At 61.4% G+C, this 16806-nt stretch carries 12 protein-coding genes; 6 read left to right on the top strand and 6 right to left on the bottom strand.

Going from position 1 to position 16806, the window contains the following annotated elements:
* Positions 1 to 20: 20 nt before the first annotated feature.
* From tssE to tssK, 6 genes are all read right to left on the bottom strand, one after another.
* The gene (gene tssE / locus MBR110_RS27715; protein WP_181709546.1) at positions 21 to 446 is read right to left on the bottom strand and encodes a type VI secretion system baseplate subunit TssE; all 426 of its coding nucleotides are present in this window, start codon (positions 444 to 446) and stop codon (positions 21 to 23) included.
* Positions 447 to 461: 15 nt separating this feature from the next.
* Positions 462 to 3185, bottom strand: a complete 2724-nt coding sequence (tssH, locus tag MBR110_RS27710; RefSeq protein WP_181709545.1) for a type VI secretion system ATPase TssH — start codon at positions 3183 to 3185, stop codon at positions 462 to 464.
* A 138-nt stretch (positions 3186 to 3323) separates the two neighbouring features.
* A complete protein-coding gene (locus MBR110_RS27705) occupies positions 3324 to 3809 on the bottom strand; it encodes an Hcp family type VI secretion system effector (RefSeq protein WP_014726096.1) in 486 nt (161 codons plus the stop codon).
* 97 nt (positions 3810 to 3906) lie between these two features.
* Positions 3907 to 5628 carry an OmpA family protein gene (locus MBR110_RS27700; RefSeq protein WP_181709544.1) on the bottom strand — a complete coding sequence of 574 codons (1722 nt, stop codon included), beginning with the start codon at positions 5626 to 5628 and terminating at the stop codon, positions 3907 to 3909.
* A complete protein-coding gene (locus tag MBR110_RS27695) occupies positions 5625 to 6356 on the bottom strand; it encodes a DotU family type IV/VI secretion system protein (protein WP_176327133.1) in 732 nt (243 codons plus the stop codon). Before MBR110_RS27695 ends, MBR110_RS27700 begins: the two co-directional genes overlap by 4 nt.
* On the bottom strand, positions 6353 to 7705 hold the full coding sequence (gene tssK, locus MBR110_RS27690) for a type VI secretion system baseplate subunit TssK (RefSeq protein WP_059740255.1): 1353 nt from the start codon (positions 7703 to 7705) through the stop codon (positions 6353 to 6355). Before tssK ends, MBR110_RS27695 begins: the two co-directional genes overlap by 4 nt.
* 594 nt (positions 7706 to 8299) lie before the next feature.
* Here tssK and tssB point away from each other — a divergent pair.
* The 6 genes from tssB to MBR110_RS27660 all read left to right on the top strand — a co-directional run bounded on the left by tssB (position 8300) and on the right by MBR110_RS27660 (position 16785).
* On the top strand, positions 8300 to 8812 hold the full coding sequence (tssB, locus tag MBR110_RS27685; protein ID WP_014726092.1) for a type VI secretion system contractile sheath small subunit: 513 nt from the start codon (positions 8300 to 8302) through the stop codon (positions 8810 to 8812).
* A gap of 73 nt (positions 8813 to 8885) precedes the next feature.
* Positions 8886 to 10418 (top strand): type VI secretion system contractile sheath large subunit, encoded by a 1533-nt coding sequence (gene tssC / locus MBR110_RS27680; protein ID WP_014726091.1) that lies wholly within the window; start codon positions 8886 to 8888, stop codon positions 10416 to 10418.
* A gap of 83 nt (positions 10419 to 10501) precedes the next feature.
* Positions 10502 to 12979 carry a type VI secretion system Vgr family protein gene (locus MBR110_RS27675; protein WP_181709543.1) on the top strand — a complete coding sequence of 826 codons (2478 nt, stop codon included), beginning with the start codon at positions 10502 to 10504 and terminating at the stop codon, positions 12977 to 12979.
* Positions 12972 to 15344: a hypothetical protein gene (locus tag MBR110_RS27670; protein WP_181709542.1), complete on the top strand. Its 2373-nt coding sequence runs from the start codon at positions 12972 to 12974 to the stop codon at positions 15342 to 15344. The genes MBR110_RS27675 and MBR110_RS27670 overlap by 8 nt, the downstream gene beginning before the upstream one ends.
* A 2-nt stretch (positions 15345 to 15346) precedes the next feature.
* Positions 15347 to 16414: a formylglycine-generating enzyme family protein gene (locus tag MBR110_RS27665; protein WP_181709541.1), complete on the top strand. Its 1068-nt coding sequence runs from the start codon at positions 15347 to 15349 to the stop codon at positions 16412 to 16414.
* Between the two features lie 107 nt (positions 16415 to 16521).
* Positions 16522 to 16785, top strand: a complete 264-nt coding sequence (locus MBR110_RS27660; RefSeq protein ID WP_181709540.1) for a PAAR domain-containing protein — start codon at positions 16522 to 16524, stop codon at positions 16783 to 16785.
* The last annotated feature ends 21 nt before the right edge of the window (positions 16786 to 16806 follow it).

The following is a 16806-nucleotide window of genomic DNA, read 5'->3' as shown; positions in this document are numbered from 1 at the left end:
GCGCGGCCCGGGGCGTCGAATCAGCGGCGGTCAGCCGCCCGGCGTGTCAGCCACATGCGGCCGGGCGGCTCGAAGTAGGTGCCGAACCGCACTAGGCCGGCTTTCTTCAGATGGCACGTCATCTCGAAACAGACGAGCACGCCGGGATCGTCGTTGTCGAGGATGTCGACGTCGATGGAACGGATGCGCGGCTCGTATTTCACGAGCGTCGCTTCCATCTGCTGCTTGAGCACGTGAGCCGATGCGGGCAGCGCCTTGTAGATGTTCGTCAGGTCCGGCAGGCCGTAATCGGGCAGGTGTTTCAGCGCCCCCGCGCGCGTGTTCAGAATGCGCTGGACGTTCTGCTGGACGCTCATGCACTCGAGCGTCCGGTCGTCGTAGGCGTCGAGCGGCTCGCCGCCGATCTGGCCGAGCAGCATGTCGTAGAGGGAAGGGCCGGCCGGCATGGTGGTCCTCTCCCGTCACGCGGCGGCCGATGCCGGCTCGCTCGGGCCGGCCGCGACGGCGTCCCGGGCGACGAAATCGATCGTCAGGTTGCCGTCGGCCGAACTCGACAGGACGATCTTCGCCGGCATGTCGCCGGCGGCCATGCGCGCGAGCAGCTCGCGCGACACGGTCGGCAGAATGCGTTGATTAAGGAACGCGTCGACGTTGCGCGCGCCGGATTCGCGAGCGAGACAAAGCTCGGCCATCGAGCCGATCAGCGCGTCGTCGCAGGACAGTTCGACGTCGTGTTGCCGGCGCAGGCGCTCGGCGACCTTCGCGAGCTTCAGCCGCACGATCGACGACAGCGCGGCGGCGTCGAGCGGCCGGTAGACGAGCGACTGGAAGCGTGCGAGCAACGCGGGCTGGAAGTGCGCGACCAGCTGCGGATGAATCGCGTCGAGCAGCGCCGCCTGCGCGATGTGCGGATCGTCGGCGGTGGCGTCGTCGATCTGCGCGCTGCCGAGATTGGACGTCATCAGGATCACGCAGTTGCGGAAGTCGATCTCGCGCCCTTCGCCGTCGCGCATCGTGCCGCGGTCGAACACCTGATAGAACATGTCGAGCACGTCGCGATGCGCCTTTTCGACCTCGTCGAGCAGCACGACGCTGTACGGCCGTTGCCGCACGGCTTCGGTCAGGACGCCGCCGCGGCCGTAGCCGACGTAGCCGGGCGGCGAGCCCTTCAGCTGCGACACCGTATGCGCTTCCTGATACTCCGACATGTTGATCGTCGTGAGCGCGGCTTCGCCGCCGAACAGCAGGTCGGCCAGCGCCAGCGCCGTTTCGGTCTTGCCGACGCCCGACGGGCCGGCGAGCAGGAAGACGCCGAGCGGCGCGTTCTCGTTCTTGAGGCCGGCCTTGGCGGTCCGCAAGCTCTCGGCGAGCGCGCCGAGCGCATCGTCCTGCGCGACGACTCGCGTGGCCAGTTGCCGTTCGAGCGTCAACAAGCTCTGCAGCTCGTCCTCCACGAGGCTGCCGACCGGCACGCCGGTCCATTCGGCGACGACGCGCGCAATGGCCGCCGCATCGACGTCCACGAACACTAGCGGTGCTTTGCCCTGCACATCGGCGAGGAGCTGCTGCGCGTCGTCGAGCGATCCGAGTTCGGCGACGGCCTCTGCGTTTTCTTTCGCCGCGCGCTGCTCATGCACCAGCTGAACCAGTTCGAGTTCGGTGGTATAGCGCGTCTGCAACAGCGTGAGCGCATTGCGCGCGTCGCTCAGCGCGCGCGCCAGCACTTCGCGCCGGTTCTCGATGCCGTCGATCCCGGCCTGCGCATCGGCGTCGAGCGTCGTCTGCTCCAGCTCGAGCGCCGACACCGCCGCGCGTGCGCGCTGCAGTTCGGCGGGCGGCGTTTCGAGCCCCATGCGCACGCGCGCGGCCGCCGTATCGATCAGGTCGACCGCCTTGTCCGGCAGCTGCCGAGCGGGGATGTAGCGGCGCGAGAGCTTGACCGCGGCCACGAGCGCTTCGTCGCGGATGTGGACGTGATGGTATTTCGCGTAGTGGTTCTTCAGCCCGCGCAGCATCAGGCACGCGGCATCGTCGTCGGGCTCGTCGACCTTGATGATCTGAAAGCGTCGCTCGAGCGCGGCGTCGCGCTCGAAGAACTGCTTGTATTCGGACCACGTGGTCGCGGCGATGGTGCGCAGTTCGCCGCGCGCGAGGGCCGGCTTCAGCAGGTTGGCCGCATCGGCGCCGCCGGCGGCGTTGCCGGCGCCGATCAACGTATGGGCTTCGTCGATGAACAGCAGAATCGGCTCCGGCGACGCTTGCACCTCGTCGATCACGTTCTTCAGGCGCTGCTCGAATTCGCCCTTCACGCCGGCGCCGGCCTGCAGCAGGCCGAGATCGAGCGTCAGGATCCGAACGTCGCGAATCACGTTCGGCACGTCCTTGTTGGCGACACGCAGCGCGAGCCCTTCGACGAGCGCGGTCTTGCCGACGCCCGGCTCGCCGACGAGGATCGGGTTGTTCTTGCGTCGACGCGCGAGCACGTCGACCATCTGCTGGATCTCGCGGTCGCGCCCGAAGACCGGATCGATGTCGCCGCGACGAGCCTTGTCGGTCAGATCGATCGCGAAGCGCGCGAGCGCTTCGCCGTCGGTGGACCGGCTACGTGCCGATGCCGCTTCGGTTGCGTGCTCGTCGGCCTGGCCGTGCGGTTCGTCGCTCGCAGACGGCGCGTCGGCATCCGCGTCGGCCATCGCTTCGGGTTCGACGCGGCTTTCGCAGGATCGATGCGCGAGGCGCGGCAGCAGGCGCTCGATCTGCGCGCTGCTGATCGACAGCAGCGGCCAGGCGTCTTGCGCGCGCAGAACGTATGGCGTGGCGACGATCGCCTGCAACAGGTTGCCCGACCGGATCGACGCGTCTTCGCCGTCGGGCGACGCCTGTAGCCGCGCGTCCTGCAGGACGGTCGCCAGTTGCAGCGAGATCGCCGGCTTGCCGCGCAGATTGCGCGGCAGCCGATCGATCGACGCGATCAGCGCGTCCCACACCTTGTCGACGTCGATCGCGTAGTGCCGAAGAATCGCCGGGATGTCGCCATCACCTGCCTCGATCAGTTTCAACAGCCAGTGCTCGACGGTGATTTCATCCGTCATTCGCCCCAGGCACAGACTGGCTGCCGCTTCGAGCGCCTTCGCGCAATGCGTATTGAGCCGGCGGAGCAGGTGAGTGGTATCGCGCGAGATCATCGGGAAGTTTGGTCACGAAGAGGAGCGGGCAACGATGTACTCGCCGCCCGCTCCCAGGTAGAAAAAAGCCGGCCAGAATCGGTCGGGCCGGCAACGGAACCGCCAGAGGTCAGCAGTTCCGGCACGAGACCGGACCGGTCAGGAACGCTCGTTCCACGTGTCCTTGTGAACGATGTTGCCGTCCTTGTACGACCAGGTGATCGTTTCGTAGCGCAGCTCGACTTCTTCGAGGTGGTTGTGCTTCTCGTAGTCCGGGATCTTGATGTCGAGCATCTTCGGACGCACCGCGACGATCTTGACGTTGTCGAGCTTCGTGTTGAAGTACTCCTTCTCTTTGCCCGCGTCGTCGATCTTGTACCACTTGATCTCGACCGACTTCAGCGTCTGGCCGCTCGTCACCGCCTTGTACAGGTACGGCGTGGACGCGTCGGTTTCCTTCGTGAACGTGATCGGCGCGTGGACGCGCGTGCCCGTCAGCTTGCCCGTGTTGCCGTCGGTCGGGATATGCACGCCGTGATCGAACGCGACGACTTCGACGCTGCCTTCGCGGTCCTGAACCGTGACCGAACCCTTGATGTCGGCGCCGCCGTCGTCCTTGAACCACGCATATGCGGGAATTGCCATTGTCTTACTCCTTTTTTGCACTACTAAACCTGCTCGGAGCTCGCCCCCGAGCTTCGGAATCCCGAAGCGGACCGCTTCGGGGGCCAAACGTGAATCGCTATTTGCCCGAGTCCGGGACCAGCGTGATTTCCACGCGACGGTTTCGCGCGCGGCCTTCGGCCGTATCGTTGCTGGCGAGCGGCCGCGTCATGCCGTAGCCCTGAATCGCAAACCGGGTCGACGCAATGCCCGACGCGTCGACCAGCCAGTCGCGTACCGCTTGCGCGCGCGCGGCCGACAGCTTCAGGTTGGCGTTCGGGTCGCCCGTGTCGTCGGTATGACCCGCGACGAGAATGCGTTTGTCGGGATGCGCGTTGATCATTTCCAGCGCGCCGACCATCGCGCGGTTCGAGCCGGGCTTCAACCGTGCGCTGCCGCTGTCGAACAGCGACATGCTGTCGAGCGTGACGATCGCCGGCGGCGGGGCAGGTGGTACGTAAGAGGCGATCGCGTCGTTCAACGGCGCAATCAGCCGTGCGCCCCGATACATGCCGAACGACAGGTGCAGCGGAATGCCGGTGCGCGCGTAACGATCGAGTTGATCGCGATCGGCGACGAGCGCCGTCAACGCATCGCGCTTCGCGGCATGATGATCGCCCGGGATCGCCGCATAGCGACCGAGATCCGCACCGACTCGATTCAACAGCGCCTCGTTGTTGCGGGCAGCGCCCCAGAACGCAGCGCCCGCGGCGCAGGCGAGCAATGCCAGCGCGTGGAAAGTGGCGGCGAGACGAGGCGACATCCAGTATCGACGCGGCATCGCTTCGATCAGCGGCTGCGGCAACGGCCACGGCGCGGGCGACGCGGCCGAGCCCGCGCGGCTCACGCGCGCCTGCATGTCGACATCGCGTTCCCACGGCTTTTCCGAATCGCTGGCCGGTCCGCAGTCGATCCAGCCGGCGCCGAACAACGGCCACCCGGTAGCCGGCTGCTGTCGGTCCGCCAGCGCGGCAAAAACCACGCGCTGGGTCCAGCCGATCACCGATGTCAGCGCGGCGGCGCGCGTGGCGGCAACGCGGGCGTCGGCCGCGCGCCGGACCTGGTCTTCGGCGGTGCGCATCGCGGGCTCGAAACGCGCGCCGCCTGCCAGCTGCGTGGCCGACGACACGCCGTACCACTCGGGCGTCGACAGTCCGAGCGGGCCGCAGGTGAGCCGCTGATAGACCGCAACGTACGCAGGCAGCCGCACGCCCAACATGCGCATGGCATCGGCGGCCGCTTGACGAACGACCCGCAACTTTTGCGAAAGTACTTCGGCGTCCGCGTGCAGCGCAGGCGCGACCGACAGCACGATCCCATCCGGCGCGCGGCCGTCGCGCCACTGTCTGACCGCCACGGCCAGGCGCGGCAGATCCTGCACGCGGTCGACGCGCAGCCAGATGCCGCCGTCGCCGACGTGCGCATGGCGGGTTTCCGTCGTTCGGTCGAACAGTGCGGGCAGGCCGTCTCCGGTCACCAGCACGAGCGGCATGCGCGTGCGCAGCTTCACCGGAATGTCTGCGGTGGCGGCGCCGAGCGCGGCCAGCACGTGCGCACTGTCGCCGCGCGCGCGTGCAAGCCTGCGCGTGTGCCACGCGATCATCGCGAGCGCGGCGACGCCGACCAATGCCGAGATCGCCCACGCGACGCCCGAACCGAGCGGAAGCACGAGCCAAACCACCGCGAGCGCCAGCACCGCGGCGAACGCGATCATGAGCCGGGACGGATAGCCGAGCCCTTCGTGGCCACGGTCGGGCGTGCGCGGCGACGCCGACGAAAGAACAGGGAGGTCGGATTTCACGGGCGGACGGCCTTCGTTGCGATCAGCTGCGCGAGTTGCGCGTCGAGCACGGCGGACCAGACGCCCCATATGATCGCCGCCGCAATCACGGCGAGGCCTGCGATGGCCCATGGCGACAGCCGGTAAAACCAGTCGGAGAGACGCCGCCCGGCACGATCCGCGATGAACGGCCGCTCGGACGGCGGGCGCAGCGTCTCCAGCTTGGCATTGAGCGATGCGATCAACGCGGCGCGTTTCGCTTCGCCCTCGCGCGCGTAGCGGCCGACGAAGCCCATCCCGAGAATCGCCGCGTAGCACTCGAGCAGGGCCACCGACGGCGACGCTTCCCGCATGCGCGCGTCGAGTCGCTCGAACACCCGCTCACCGGCCTCGTGCAAGTTGAACTGTTCGACCTGCAGCGGCTTCTGTTCCCATCCCGACCGCGATTCGGCAGGCAAATGCCGCAGCGCGGCCTCGTCGAGCAGCCCGCACTGCGCGACCAGCGCCTCGTTGCGAACGTCGTCGGGAAAACCGCGGCGCTCCAGCGCGCTCGCGAACTGCTCGACGAGCTGCTTGCAGCGGGCGCGCAGGGCGATTGCGTCCGGAACCTGTCCGCCCGACGTCAGCGTCGTGACCAGCAGCGCCGTATCGCGCAGCAGGTCGCGAATGCCGTCGGCGGGCGCGTTTCCCGGGCCTGCCGCGCCTTGCATCAGCGCTGCAGCGGGTCGATTGAGCTTCAGGGCTTTCATGAGCGCAGCACCGCGTAGAGTTCGAGCGACGCGTCCGGAATCGACGCGGGCAGATAGATCTGGCACGCTCGTGCGGCAAGCATCTTCCTGTGCACGACGCTGGCCGAATCGAGCGCGAAGTAGTGATTGTCGAGACGTACCGGAATCGCGGACGGCACGCGCTGCACCGCCTTCAGCGGAACGCCGAGCAGCGCGGAGTTGATGATGTGTTCGACGTCGTCCGGCGCGCCGATCTTGCACAGCCGCGGAAATTGCTCGGCAAGCTCGAATGCAGGCATCGGCGCATTGACCGACAAGTACCAGTCGGCCGCATCCGCGACGATCCGCTCGTCGAGGAACTGGCCGGTCCAGGTCGTCGGTCCGTTGCGGGTGAGACCGATCGACACGACGCGCGACGGAATGATTGCGTCGAGCAGCTCGCGGATCATCGTTTCGAGTCGCGCGAATACCTCGTCGGCGCGCGAGTGGTCGTAGGCGGGAATGTCCGTGAGCTGCACCGTGGTCGAGAACGTGATCAGCGCGCTCGCCAGCTGAGCGAGCGTCGCATACAGCTGTTCAGGAGAACGGCCGGGGTGCGTCACGAAGAGGCGCAGTTGCGGCCACGCTGCGTGAATGCAGTGCAGCAGCCAGAAAAGTTGCACGTCGGCCACGCCATATTCGGCGACTTGCTCGAGGCGCTCGCTGCGGCGAGCGCCTAACGCGAGGCTCTTGGCGTGCAGGATGTCGGCGATGCGGTGGATCCGTTCGAGATGCAGCGGATGGCTGCCGAGCGTCAGGCACGGCGGCACGAACCGGTGATCGACCTGGAATTGACCGCTCGAGCCGCGCGTCAGCCGCGCGATCGCGCAGACCGTGTCGTCGGCGTGCGACTCGAAGTCGAACAGCAGCCGCACCGCATGCCGTTCGGCTGCGATTTCGGTCTCGGTGGTGCCATTCAGATCGGGGACCTTGACGAACTCCCGGTACGAGCGCCGCGGACGGGCGAGCACGGCTTCGTCGAAGCGGCAATTGCTGCCGTTTGCATCGGGCAGCGCAAGCGCCGCGAGCACCACGACGCTTTGAAGATCGGTCGGCACACCTCGCGTCAGGTCGCGCGCGGGCGGCAGCGAATCGGCGATCGTCGTGTCGATCGGGGTGCCGTCGGGAAAGCACAGTCTCAGACGGGTGAGTTTCAGGCGGCTTGTCGCCAGGGCTTCTTCGTCGATCTCGACGGCGAGTGTGCCCCACGGTTCCGCAATTGCCGCAGAGGCGTACTGACGTAACGCAAATTCAGCCCATCTGTCCTGCTGCTGAAAATGCTGCTGAGTCAGGATTAGGCCCTCGTGCCAAAGTGGCTTATCGATTCGCATGGTCTCTCGTGTGGTGCGGCGGTTCGCTATTCGGTACAACGGCGTAACCTATACACGAACTTTATTGAAAGAGCCAGGCGATGAGACTAAAACCAAGTAGTTTGGTTTACTAATGGTGGCGGAGTTGTGTGCCATTAAATGTTAAATAAAGTGGATTATTTGTTTTGATGTCGTGTTTTATGGATCGTGGCGTGCGCTGGTGAAAAAGCATAGGGTAGACAATCGTGCAACGGCCTCCGTCTTGTGGCACAACGGTTTGGTGAGGTCGGCGCGACGGGGCGACGATTTGACGACGTTTATGTATTTTTTGTTTTCGAGATAAGGCGCTGGAGTGAACTGACAGGTTATTTTGAGATTTAACTGTCTATGACATTTAATCCGGATGGGTCGAGTGATTCGTGCTTTGACGGCCTGTCGGTTTACCGTGTATAAGTGCCATGCCACTTCGCCGTACGAACCCGGGGAACGATGCCGAATCGGTTTGCTGCATGTCGTGCATTGCGCGTGTGCGCGCTGAATCGAGGGCGGCATCGTCGTACGGGAATGGTTCGATTGCCTGCCAAACGCTTGCCCATTATCAAATAAGGATTGCAAATGGATAGCTTCCAGAGAGAGATTCCGAAGAGTCGCGTTTCAATTACGTTGGATTTGCATACGGGCGGGGCTCAGAAGAAGGTCGAGCTGCCGTTGAAGTTGCTGGTCGCGGGCGACTTCAGTGCGGGCCGTGAGCAGGCGCCGCTGGCCGAGCGCAAGAAGGTCAATATCGACAAGAACAACTTCGATGCCGTTCTGGCCGACTACGCGCCCGATCTGAAGATCGCCGCGGACAACACGCTGGCCGACGACGGCACGGAGCTGCCAGTGAATCTTTCGTTCCGCTCGATGAAGGATTTCGAGCCGGAGCAGGTCGCGCGCCAGATCCCCGAACTGCAGGCGATGCTGGCGATGCGCAATCTGCTGCGCGACCTGAAGTCGAATCTGCTCGACAACGGCACGTTCCGTCGCGAGTTCGAGAAGATCCTGAAGGACAAGCGCCTCACGGCGAAACTGCGCGGCGAGCTGGCGCAGATCGTCACGGCCGCGACGCAACAGGAAGGTCATGCCTGAGCGCGGCCGGCCCAAGCGAGCCGTCACCGCATCACGCAACCACGCAGCCATACGAAACGGGACTGAGAGAACCATGAAGCAGAATGAAGCGAGCCAGGGCGCATCGGAAACGGTGGTGCTCGAAAACGACAGCGTCTACGCTGCGCTGTGCAACAAGATCAACCTGAAGCCGGTGGCCGAAGCGCGGCCGCTCGAGGCGTTCCGCGACAACGACACGCTGTCGGAGGCATCGGCCGACGAACGCGTCGCGCGCGGGATGGACGCGCTGCTGAACCTCATCGCGAAGGAGAGCAAGCCGGTCGAGCGGCTCGACAAATCGCTGCTCGACTTCTACATCGGCCAGCTCGACCGGCAGATCAGCCGGCAGCTCGACGCGGTCATGCATTCGTCGGAATTCCAGGCGCTCGAGGGCCGCTGGCGCGGCTTGAAGATGCTGGTTTCGCGCACCGACTTCCGCAAGAACGCGCGAATCGAAGTGCTCGACGTGTCGAAGGATGCGCTGCAGCGCGACTTCGAGGACACGCCCGAACTGATCCAGAGCGGCCTGTACCGCCTCACCTACATCGAGGAATACGACACGCCGGGCGGCCAGCCGATCAGCGCGATGGTCAGCGACTTCGAGTTTACGCATTCGCCGCAGGACGTCGCGTTGCTGCGCAACATCTCGAAGGTTGCGGCCGCGGCGCACATGCCGTTCATCGGGGCGGTCGGCGCCGCGTTCTTCGGCAAAAAATCGATGGAAGAGGTCGCTGCGATTCAGGACATCGGCAACTACTTCGATCGCGCCGAATACATCAAATGGAAGAGCTTCCGCGACACGGACGATGCGCGCTACGTCGGCCTGACGATGCCACGCGTGCTCGGTCGCCTGCCGTACGGCAAGGATACGACGCCGGTGCGCGCCTTCAACTATGAAGAGGCGGTGAAAGGCCCGGACCACGACAAGTACCTGTGGGTCAATGCGTCGTTCGCGTTCGCGGCCAACATGGTGCGCAGCTTCGTGAGCAATGGGTGGTGCGTGCAGATCCGCGGCCCGCAGGCAGGCGGCAAGGTCGAGGACCTGCCGGTGCACCTGTATGACCTCGGTACCGGCGTGCAGCCGAAGATTCCGACCGAAGTGCTGATCCCGGAGACGCGCGAGTTCGAATTCGCCAACCTCGGCTTCATTCCGCTGTCGTTCTACAAGAATCACGATTTCGCGTGCTTCTTCTCGGCGAGCTCGACGCAGAAGCCGGCGCTGTACGAGACCAAGGAGGCGACGGCCAACAGCCGCATCAATGCACGGTTGCCGTACATCTTCCTGCTGTCGCGCATCGCCCATTACCTCAAGCTGATTCAGCGCGAGAACATCGGTACGACGAAGGACCGGCGTCTGCTCGAGCTCGAGCTGAACAACTGGATCAAGGGCCTCGTGACCGAGATGAAGGATCCGGGCGACGAGCTGCAGGCATCGCATCCGTTGCGCGAGGCGAAGGTGACGGTCGAGGACATCGAGGACAACCCGGGCTTCTTCCGCATCAAGCTGTTCATCATTCCGCACTTCCAGGTGGAGGGGATGGATATCGGGCTGTCGCTGGTGTCGCAGATGCCCAAGGCGAAGGGCTGACCTGCCGTTTGATGCATGACCGGCCGGGGCGGCCGAGGTCGCCCCGGTGGTGCCGTTGTGTCCGTGCACCTGAGAGAAAATCCATGTCGATGATATTGCCGTCACAGGCTTACGAACTGAAGCTGGCGCCGCACCCGGCGCCGACCTCCGTCCTCCGCTTCACCGGGCGGGACGCGGTGAGCGAGTTGTACCACTACGACATCGAGTTCACGAGCCCGGTGGCAGGTATACCGATGGACCAGGTGGTTGGCCGCCCGGCGAAGTTCATCGTCTCGCCGGTCGATCCGAACATGAACTATCTGCGCAGGATGTTCGGCGAGAATGCGGAGCAGTTCAGCGCGTTGCCGACGGCGTATACGATCCACGGCATCATCACCGAGTTCGACGAGTTCGGCACCTCGAACGATCAGACGCATTATCGGGTTCGGCTCGAGCCCAAACTCGCCGACCTGAACCGCGGTGTGACGAGCCGACTGTTTCAGAAGCAGTCGGTCGACGAAATCGTGACCGACACGCTGCGTCATTACGGCTACCGGGCAGGCGTCGATTTCCAGTTCCAGCTTCGTGACCAGTACAAGCGTCGCGAGTACGTCACTCAGTATCACGAGACCACGTTTGCCTTCATCAGGCGCATTTGTACGGAGGAGGGAATCTGGTTTCGCTGGGAGCAGAAGAAGGATCACGCCGTGCTCGTGTTTGGCGACGATCTGGATGCCTATTCGCGCAAGCAACGTACGTTGGCGTACCGGCGAGATGCGGGGCTCGAGAGTTCGGGTGCCGACGCGATCAAGACGCTCGACAAGCGCACCAGGCGCGTACCCGAAGCCGTGCGGCTGAACGATTACAACCACCGGCAGGCCGGTGTGTCGCTGCTGGTCGAGGAAAATGCTGCGCGCGACGACAAGACGACGAGCGGCATCGATTACAGCTGGGGCGAGCACTACGAGACGCCGGAGGAAGGCAAGCGTGTCGCTCGCCGGCGGCATGAGGAGTTTCTGGCTGCGCAGATCACCTTCAAGGGCACCGGCAATCCGTTCTGGCTCGAGGCGGGTGAAGTCATGCGGCTCGAGCCCAATCCCTCCGACGCGAAGCATGGGATCTTCGTCACGTCGGTGGAGTCGCACGGCGGACGCGATCAGTCGTATTGGGTGACCTTCGAGGGGATTCCGTCCGATCGCGTGTGGCGTACTTCGATGGCGTCGATATCGAGGCCAGCCGTCGACGGCATTCTGCCGGCCCGCATCACTTCGCCGGGCAACTACAAATATGCGTACTTGACCGAGCAAGGCTGGTACGTGATCAAGCTGCCGTTCGACCTCGATGAATGGAGTCCGGGTGGGACGAGCCGGCCGGTGCGGTTCGCGAAGCCTTATAGCGGGGACAACTATGGGCATCATTTCCCGTTGATCGATGGGGCGGAGGTGGCGATCGTCTTTACCGACGGTCATCCGGATCGGCCCGTGATCATCGGGGCCATGCATGACAGTTTGCATCCGGATCTCGTCAACAACCTCAATCACACGCGCAACATCGTTCGCACGGCCGCGCAGAATGAACTGCGGATGGAGGATAAGGAGAACGTCGAGCATATCCATCTGACCACGCCGTTTCAGACCAGCGAGCTCAATCTTGGGCATATGGTTGACGAGACCCGTAAAGAGCGGGGGCAAGGTGCTGAGCTCCGTTCGGATGGACCGGTTGCCGTCCGTGGAAACGGAATCTTTGTGACTGCGAAGACGCAAAGTGGAGCTGGAGGTAAGCAACTCGACATGGCCGACGGTCAATCCCAACTTGAAAGTGCGCTCCAACTTTCCAAGTCTCTCGCGGCCTCGGCAGAAGCCGCAGGGGCAAATACTCCAGACACAGCCCTACAGCAGAAAGTCAGTGCTGAACTGAAGCAATTGGCGGCGCCAGGGATATTCGTCAGCGCACCGGCCGCTATCGGGTTGGCCTCCAATAGTGGGGTCCAGGTCGCCGCGCGTGACAATTTTGTCGCTGCGGCCGGCAAAAGCGTCGAGGTCAGCGCCCTCAAGCGGCTCACCGTTACTGTAGGCGAGTCGATCTCGCTCTTTGCCCAGAAGCTAGGGATAAAGCTATTCGCTAGTCGCGGCCGAGTGGACATTCAGGCGCAGAGCGATGCAATGGGGTTGTTGGCACGTCAGGACCTGGTTGTCACAAGTGTTCAGGGCAGCGTCCGAATTCAGGGCAAGCGCGAGATCGTTCTCGAGTCGGGTGGTGCATTCGTTCGTATTGCAGATGGCAACGTCACGATTGGCGGGCCAGGAGATCTCATCCTGAAGGTAATCACGATGCAGAAACAAGGGGCGTCGTCACTAAATGACGCTATTCCCGAGCCACCTGCGCCTGGCGGACTGTACGATGAGCAGTTCACTTTGGTCGATAAACATACCGGGAAGATCATGCCGCATATGCCGTACCGAATCGAGTCAGGTTCAGGAGGCGTGGTTCATGGGGTCACGGACGCAGACGGGCGCACCGTTCGTGTCACTGGCGCCAAGGCAGACGGCTTGAAGATTTTCAAAGGAAACGGCCATGAGTAACCAGCAGCTCATCGGTGAAGGCAAACTCAATAGTACGGATCTTGGGCGAAGCAATATTCGGCGGGATGTTGAAGGCGAGACACTCGCGTTTCTCCATACTGGAACGGGCGAGATCGTAGTTGTTCCTCCCGAAGAGAGCGGAAACCTCCTTACCGAATCGAGAGTGCTTAGTGATGCAGTTGCGCAGTTCCATTCGGCGAATTTGGCCGTTCAAACACTCGATGAATATCGTCGTCAGCACTTCAACAACACAGCCGAGTGCACAAAAGCAAATGCCGCGTTGGAGTTTGCTTTGCAATGGCAAGACGAAGCGCATCAAGCGTATCACGATATTTTCGCCGGTCTCGAGCAGTTGCCGGACGACGCCGGTCTCGAACAGGCCAATGGGAGCAAGAAGGCAGCTGAGCAACCGAAGGAAGAGAAAGAGGACAGTCTCAAGTTAAACGGAACGGCGAAGAAAATGACCGAGCTAGTCTCTTTGAAAAGGCTCAGTCCGGAAGAGCTCGCGAAGAAAAAGGCCGATGAAAAGAAAGGTAAATTCGACGAGTCTGGTTATACGAAAATTCTCCTTGAAGCAAAATCCGTAAAGTATCTCAAGGATAAAGCAAAGAATCCAGTGGCTCCGCCGGAAATGATTCTTTACGTTCGGCGTGACAAAATTCACTGGCCGAAGATGAAGGTTCTCGATAACAAAGGCTGGAAAGATGTTTTTGTTAAGGATTCGACAACTGGAAAGAAATCGATTGATCGAGTAAGGCTGGGAAAATATGTGGCGTCAAAGGCTTCAGATTTCGGCGTTTCTTTGTTGAAGGAGCATTTTAAGGAAGATCTTGAGTATAGTCGTAGTGATACGGCCGATTGGGCGATATTCAAGGTGTGCGATAGCTGGAACAAGGAGCTTCACGTCGAAAAAAATGGGAAGCATTACGTGGGATCAGATATCAATCTCAGCGCAAATGCTCAACTCATGCGGTATTCGTATGGCGTGAGTTTGGATCCCGATCTCTCTTTTTCAGAAAAAAAAATTTCGGTTCGTGCCGAAGGGCATGCCGAGATCAATGCCGCGAAGGGTGAAGCTAAAGCGACGTTGAGCTTTCCTCGGCAGGAAGGTTGGATTTGGACGCTCGCTGATAAGAAGGGCGTTGAGCAACCAATCGTAGCGATTGTATGTACGCTGACGATCAGCGCATCCGCATTGGTTGGCGCAAGCGTCGCGGTCGAGCTGTCGCTTCAGTCCAGCGCATCGGAAGTCACGGAGAAGCCCCCTAAAGTCAAGGGAAAGCCCGGGCCCAAGGGGCGCGGAACCCGTCGGCAAAACCGAATGGAACTGAAGAAAGGTGACAAGGTGCGCCCAGTCGGATTAGAGGCTGGCGCGAATGTCTTCATTGGTGCAAAGGCCGATGGCTCAATCGAGGGCGCACTCAAATGGCGAGATCCGGAAAACGAGAAGAAGGGTTTTGAGGCGATAGCGAGTATTTCGGCAGGTGTCGGTGGAATGGTCGGGCTTGCGGCGGGGTTCAATCTATCAATCGAATATCTGGGCGGCATGTTCCGTCTGGCGGCACATGCAAGCCTGTGCTTTGGTCCTGGCGCCGAGGGTCTAGTGACATTTGCGGTCAGCAAGGAGCAGGCGACATTGTTCGGAAAATGTCTATTCTACAAACTGATCATTGCCAGATTTGAAAATACCGGACTATTCCGCCGAGATGCTTTTGACGTACTTAAACATCTGAAGCTTTTGGCTGCTCTCGATGGTAGTAATTCGTTCCTTGCCTATTACGGTCAAAGACCTGCTGAAATCCAAAGCGCTTTGGCGACGCAGCTGGCTTCCGCGACGCCCCAGCAACTAGCATCCGCAGCGAAATTTCTTGATTATGCCCCGCCGGAATCGAAAGGGATGTTGATCTGCACGATGTGCCAGACGCAGATTGCTTCGGGTGACCCTTCCACGTTGAAAGATACCCAAGAGGGGATTCTTTCCGTCCTGAAAACTGCAGTGATTGTCCCAGAGCTAGATAACATCATTCAGCATTCGACTCCGGATGGAGGGAAGACCAGTGTGGATGCCGTGATGGCGGAGCTCGGAAATTTATTTAAGCTTGGGATGACCGGGCAGAGTACATCGCCGATCGAAACTGCATTCAGTATCGACGACGGGGCAATTAGTGAAAGTGACCAAGTTGCGCTGTCCGGCGATTTCGGCGGATGGTACGACGCTTTCAGGTCTCAACTGGCGGACAGCTTGCCGCGCGGATATTCTATTGCGCCAGCCGGTTCAGTCGCGTACGAAGCTTTGCGCGACGCTACTGATCATCCGCTGTTCACGTCGATCGGCTTGAACGCATTTTATCAAGAGGATGCCTGAGCATGACGTTACGATTCTGGACATGGCTGCCGTTGACTGCACTTGTTCTGGCTTGGTCGGCAGGAGCGGAAAACCCGCAGGGTGTTCGACCGCCGAAGCTACCTCATATTTCGCCGGATCTGTCCGAGGCGGAAGCGCAAGCATTGCCGCCGCTGGCGCAACCGGTCGCACTGCACGACACATTAAGCGGTTTGAAGGAGGGCACGCTTGACGAAAGAATTGCAAAATTAAAAGTAAAAGTATTTCGAGATCTTATTTTCATGCGCGGCGGCACATTTATGATGGGCGATTTTGGCCCGATGTGGTCGCCCGATGGTTTGCCCTATACGATCGAGAAAAACACGAAGCCGGTCCATAAAACGACGCTCACGTCGTTCAGTATTAGCCGTTACAAGACTACGTACGCCGAATACGATGTGTATCTGGACGCGACAGCTCAACCGCATTTGGACGGAAAAGCCACGCCTCGTCGCAATGCGTTCGTGCCTGCGGGCATGACTTGGTATCAAGCTAAAGATTACTGTCAATGGCTCGGCAAGCAGACCGGGCTGGCATTGGATCTTCCGACTGAAGCACAGTGGGAATACGCTGCTCGGAGTCGCGGGCAATTCTTCCTCTTCGGAACGGACAATGGGAGTCTTGATTTTGGGAGAAACATCGACGACTACAACCAACTGAAGTTTATCCGTCCAGCTTCCGACAACGTCGATATTTGGGGTAAGCATCCGCAGGTCTGGGACTATCCAGTCGGCATGTTTCCACCCAGCCCAATGGGTTTGTACGACATGAATTCGAATAACGAGGAATGGACCAATGACTGGTATGCCGATGATTATTACAAGAGCAGTCCGGAGATGAATCCTCAGGGGCCGTCGAGCGGAAGATGGAAGGTCACTCGCTCGACGATTACGGGGGAAGGGCCAAGCGGAATGAATAATGTTATGCGTCACCGGTCGGACACGACAGTGGCAATCAATCTGATTACTGGTGAGAAAGTTCCGTCTTCACCCGCGTGGTTTGCGGTACGTTGCGTGGCCAATGTCGACCGCCCGGTGGATTCGAAGAACTGATGCGAGCCGACATCGTTCAGGTGCAGGTCACGATTGCGCGACCAGATGGTTTCGCATTCGCAATCGGAGCAGTGGTTAAACGTGTCTCAGGTTAAGCAGAGGACCCAATGAAAGGTCTTGTTTTTGAAGGCGACCCCACCGATCACGGTGGCTATGTCAAGACGGCAACGTCCACAATTATCGAGAATGGCAAGCGTGCGGCGCTTGTCGGCGATCTCGTTTATTGCCCTCGCGATGGGCATGGAGTTAGCCCGAATGTCGAAGGCGATCCGACCATGATTTCGGATGGGAAAGCACTTGTGACGCATCTCTGCCGAGCTGCGTGCGGATGCCGAGTATTGGCACGCCGAACCACTCTGCTCGCTGGCTGATCGATGCCTTGGCCGGTCCCC

Origin of the sequence: Burkholderia sp. MBR-1 (genome assembly GCF_013822785.1) — a bacterium.
In the GTDB taxonomy this organism is placed as follows: domain Bacteria; phylum Pseudomonadota; class Gammaproteobacteria; order Burkholderiales; family Burkholderiaceae; genus Burkholderia; species Burkholderia vietnamiensis.
This window is presented reverse-complemented; position numbering and strand designations above follow the sequence as displayed.

Coding starts and splice junctions, on each gene's coding strand:
- MBR110_RS27660 (WP_181709540.1), top strand. CDS start 16,522: ATGAAAGGTCTTGTTTTTGAAGGCGACCCCACCGATCACGGTGGCTAT.
- MBR110_RS27695 (WP_176327133.1), bottom strand. CDS start 6,356: ATGAAAGCCCTGAAGCTCAATCGACCCGCTGCAGCGCTGATGCAAGGC.
- MBR110_RS27675 (WP_181709543.1), top strand. CDS start 10,502: ATGTCGATGATATTGCCGTCACAGGCTTACGAACTGAAGCTGGCGCCG.
- tssC (WP_014726091.1), top strand. CDS start 8,886: ATGAAGCAGAATGAAGCGAGCCAGGGCGCATCGGAAACGGTGGTGCTC.
- tssE (WP_181709546.1), bottom strand. CDS start 446: ATGCCGGCCGGCCCTTCCCTCTACGACATGCTGCTCGGCCAGATCGGC.
- MBR110_RS27670 (WP_181709542.1), top strand. CDS start 12,972: ATGAGTAACCAGCAGCTCATCGGTGAAGGCAAACTCAATAGTACGGAT.
- tssH (WP_181709545.1), bottom strand. CDS start 3,185: ATGATCTCGCGCGATACCACTCACCTGCTCCGCCGGCTCAATACGCAT.
- tssK (WP_059740255.1), bottom strand. CDS start 7,705: ATGCGAATCGATAAGCCACTTTGGCACGAGGGCCTAATCCTGACTCAG.
- tssB (WP_014726092.1), top strand. CDS start 8,300: ATGGATAGCTTCCAGAGAGAGATTCCGAAGAGTCGCGTTTCAATTACG.
- MBR110_RS27705 (WP_014726096.1), bottom strand. CDS start 3,809: ATGGCAATTCCCGCATATGCGTGGTTCAAGGACGACGGCGGCGCCGAC.
- MBR110_RS27665 (WP_181709541.1), top strand. CDS start 15,347: ATGACGTTACGATTCTGGACATGGCTGCCGTTGACTGCACTTGTTCTG.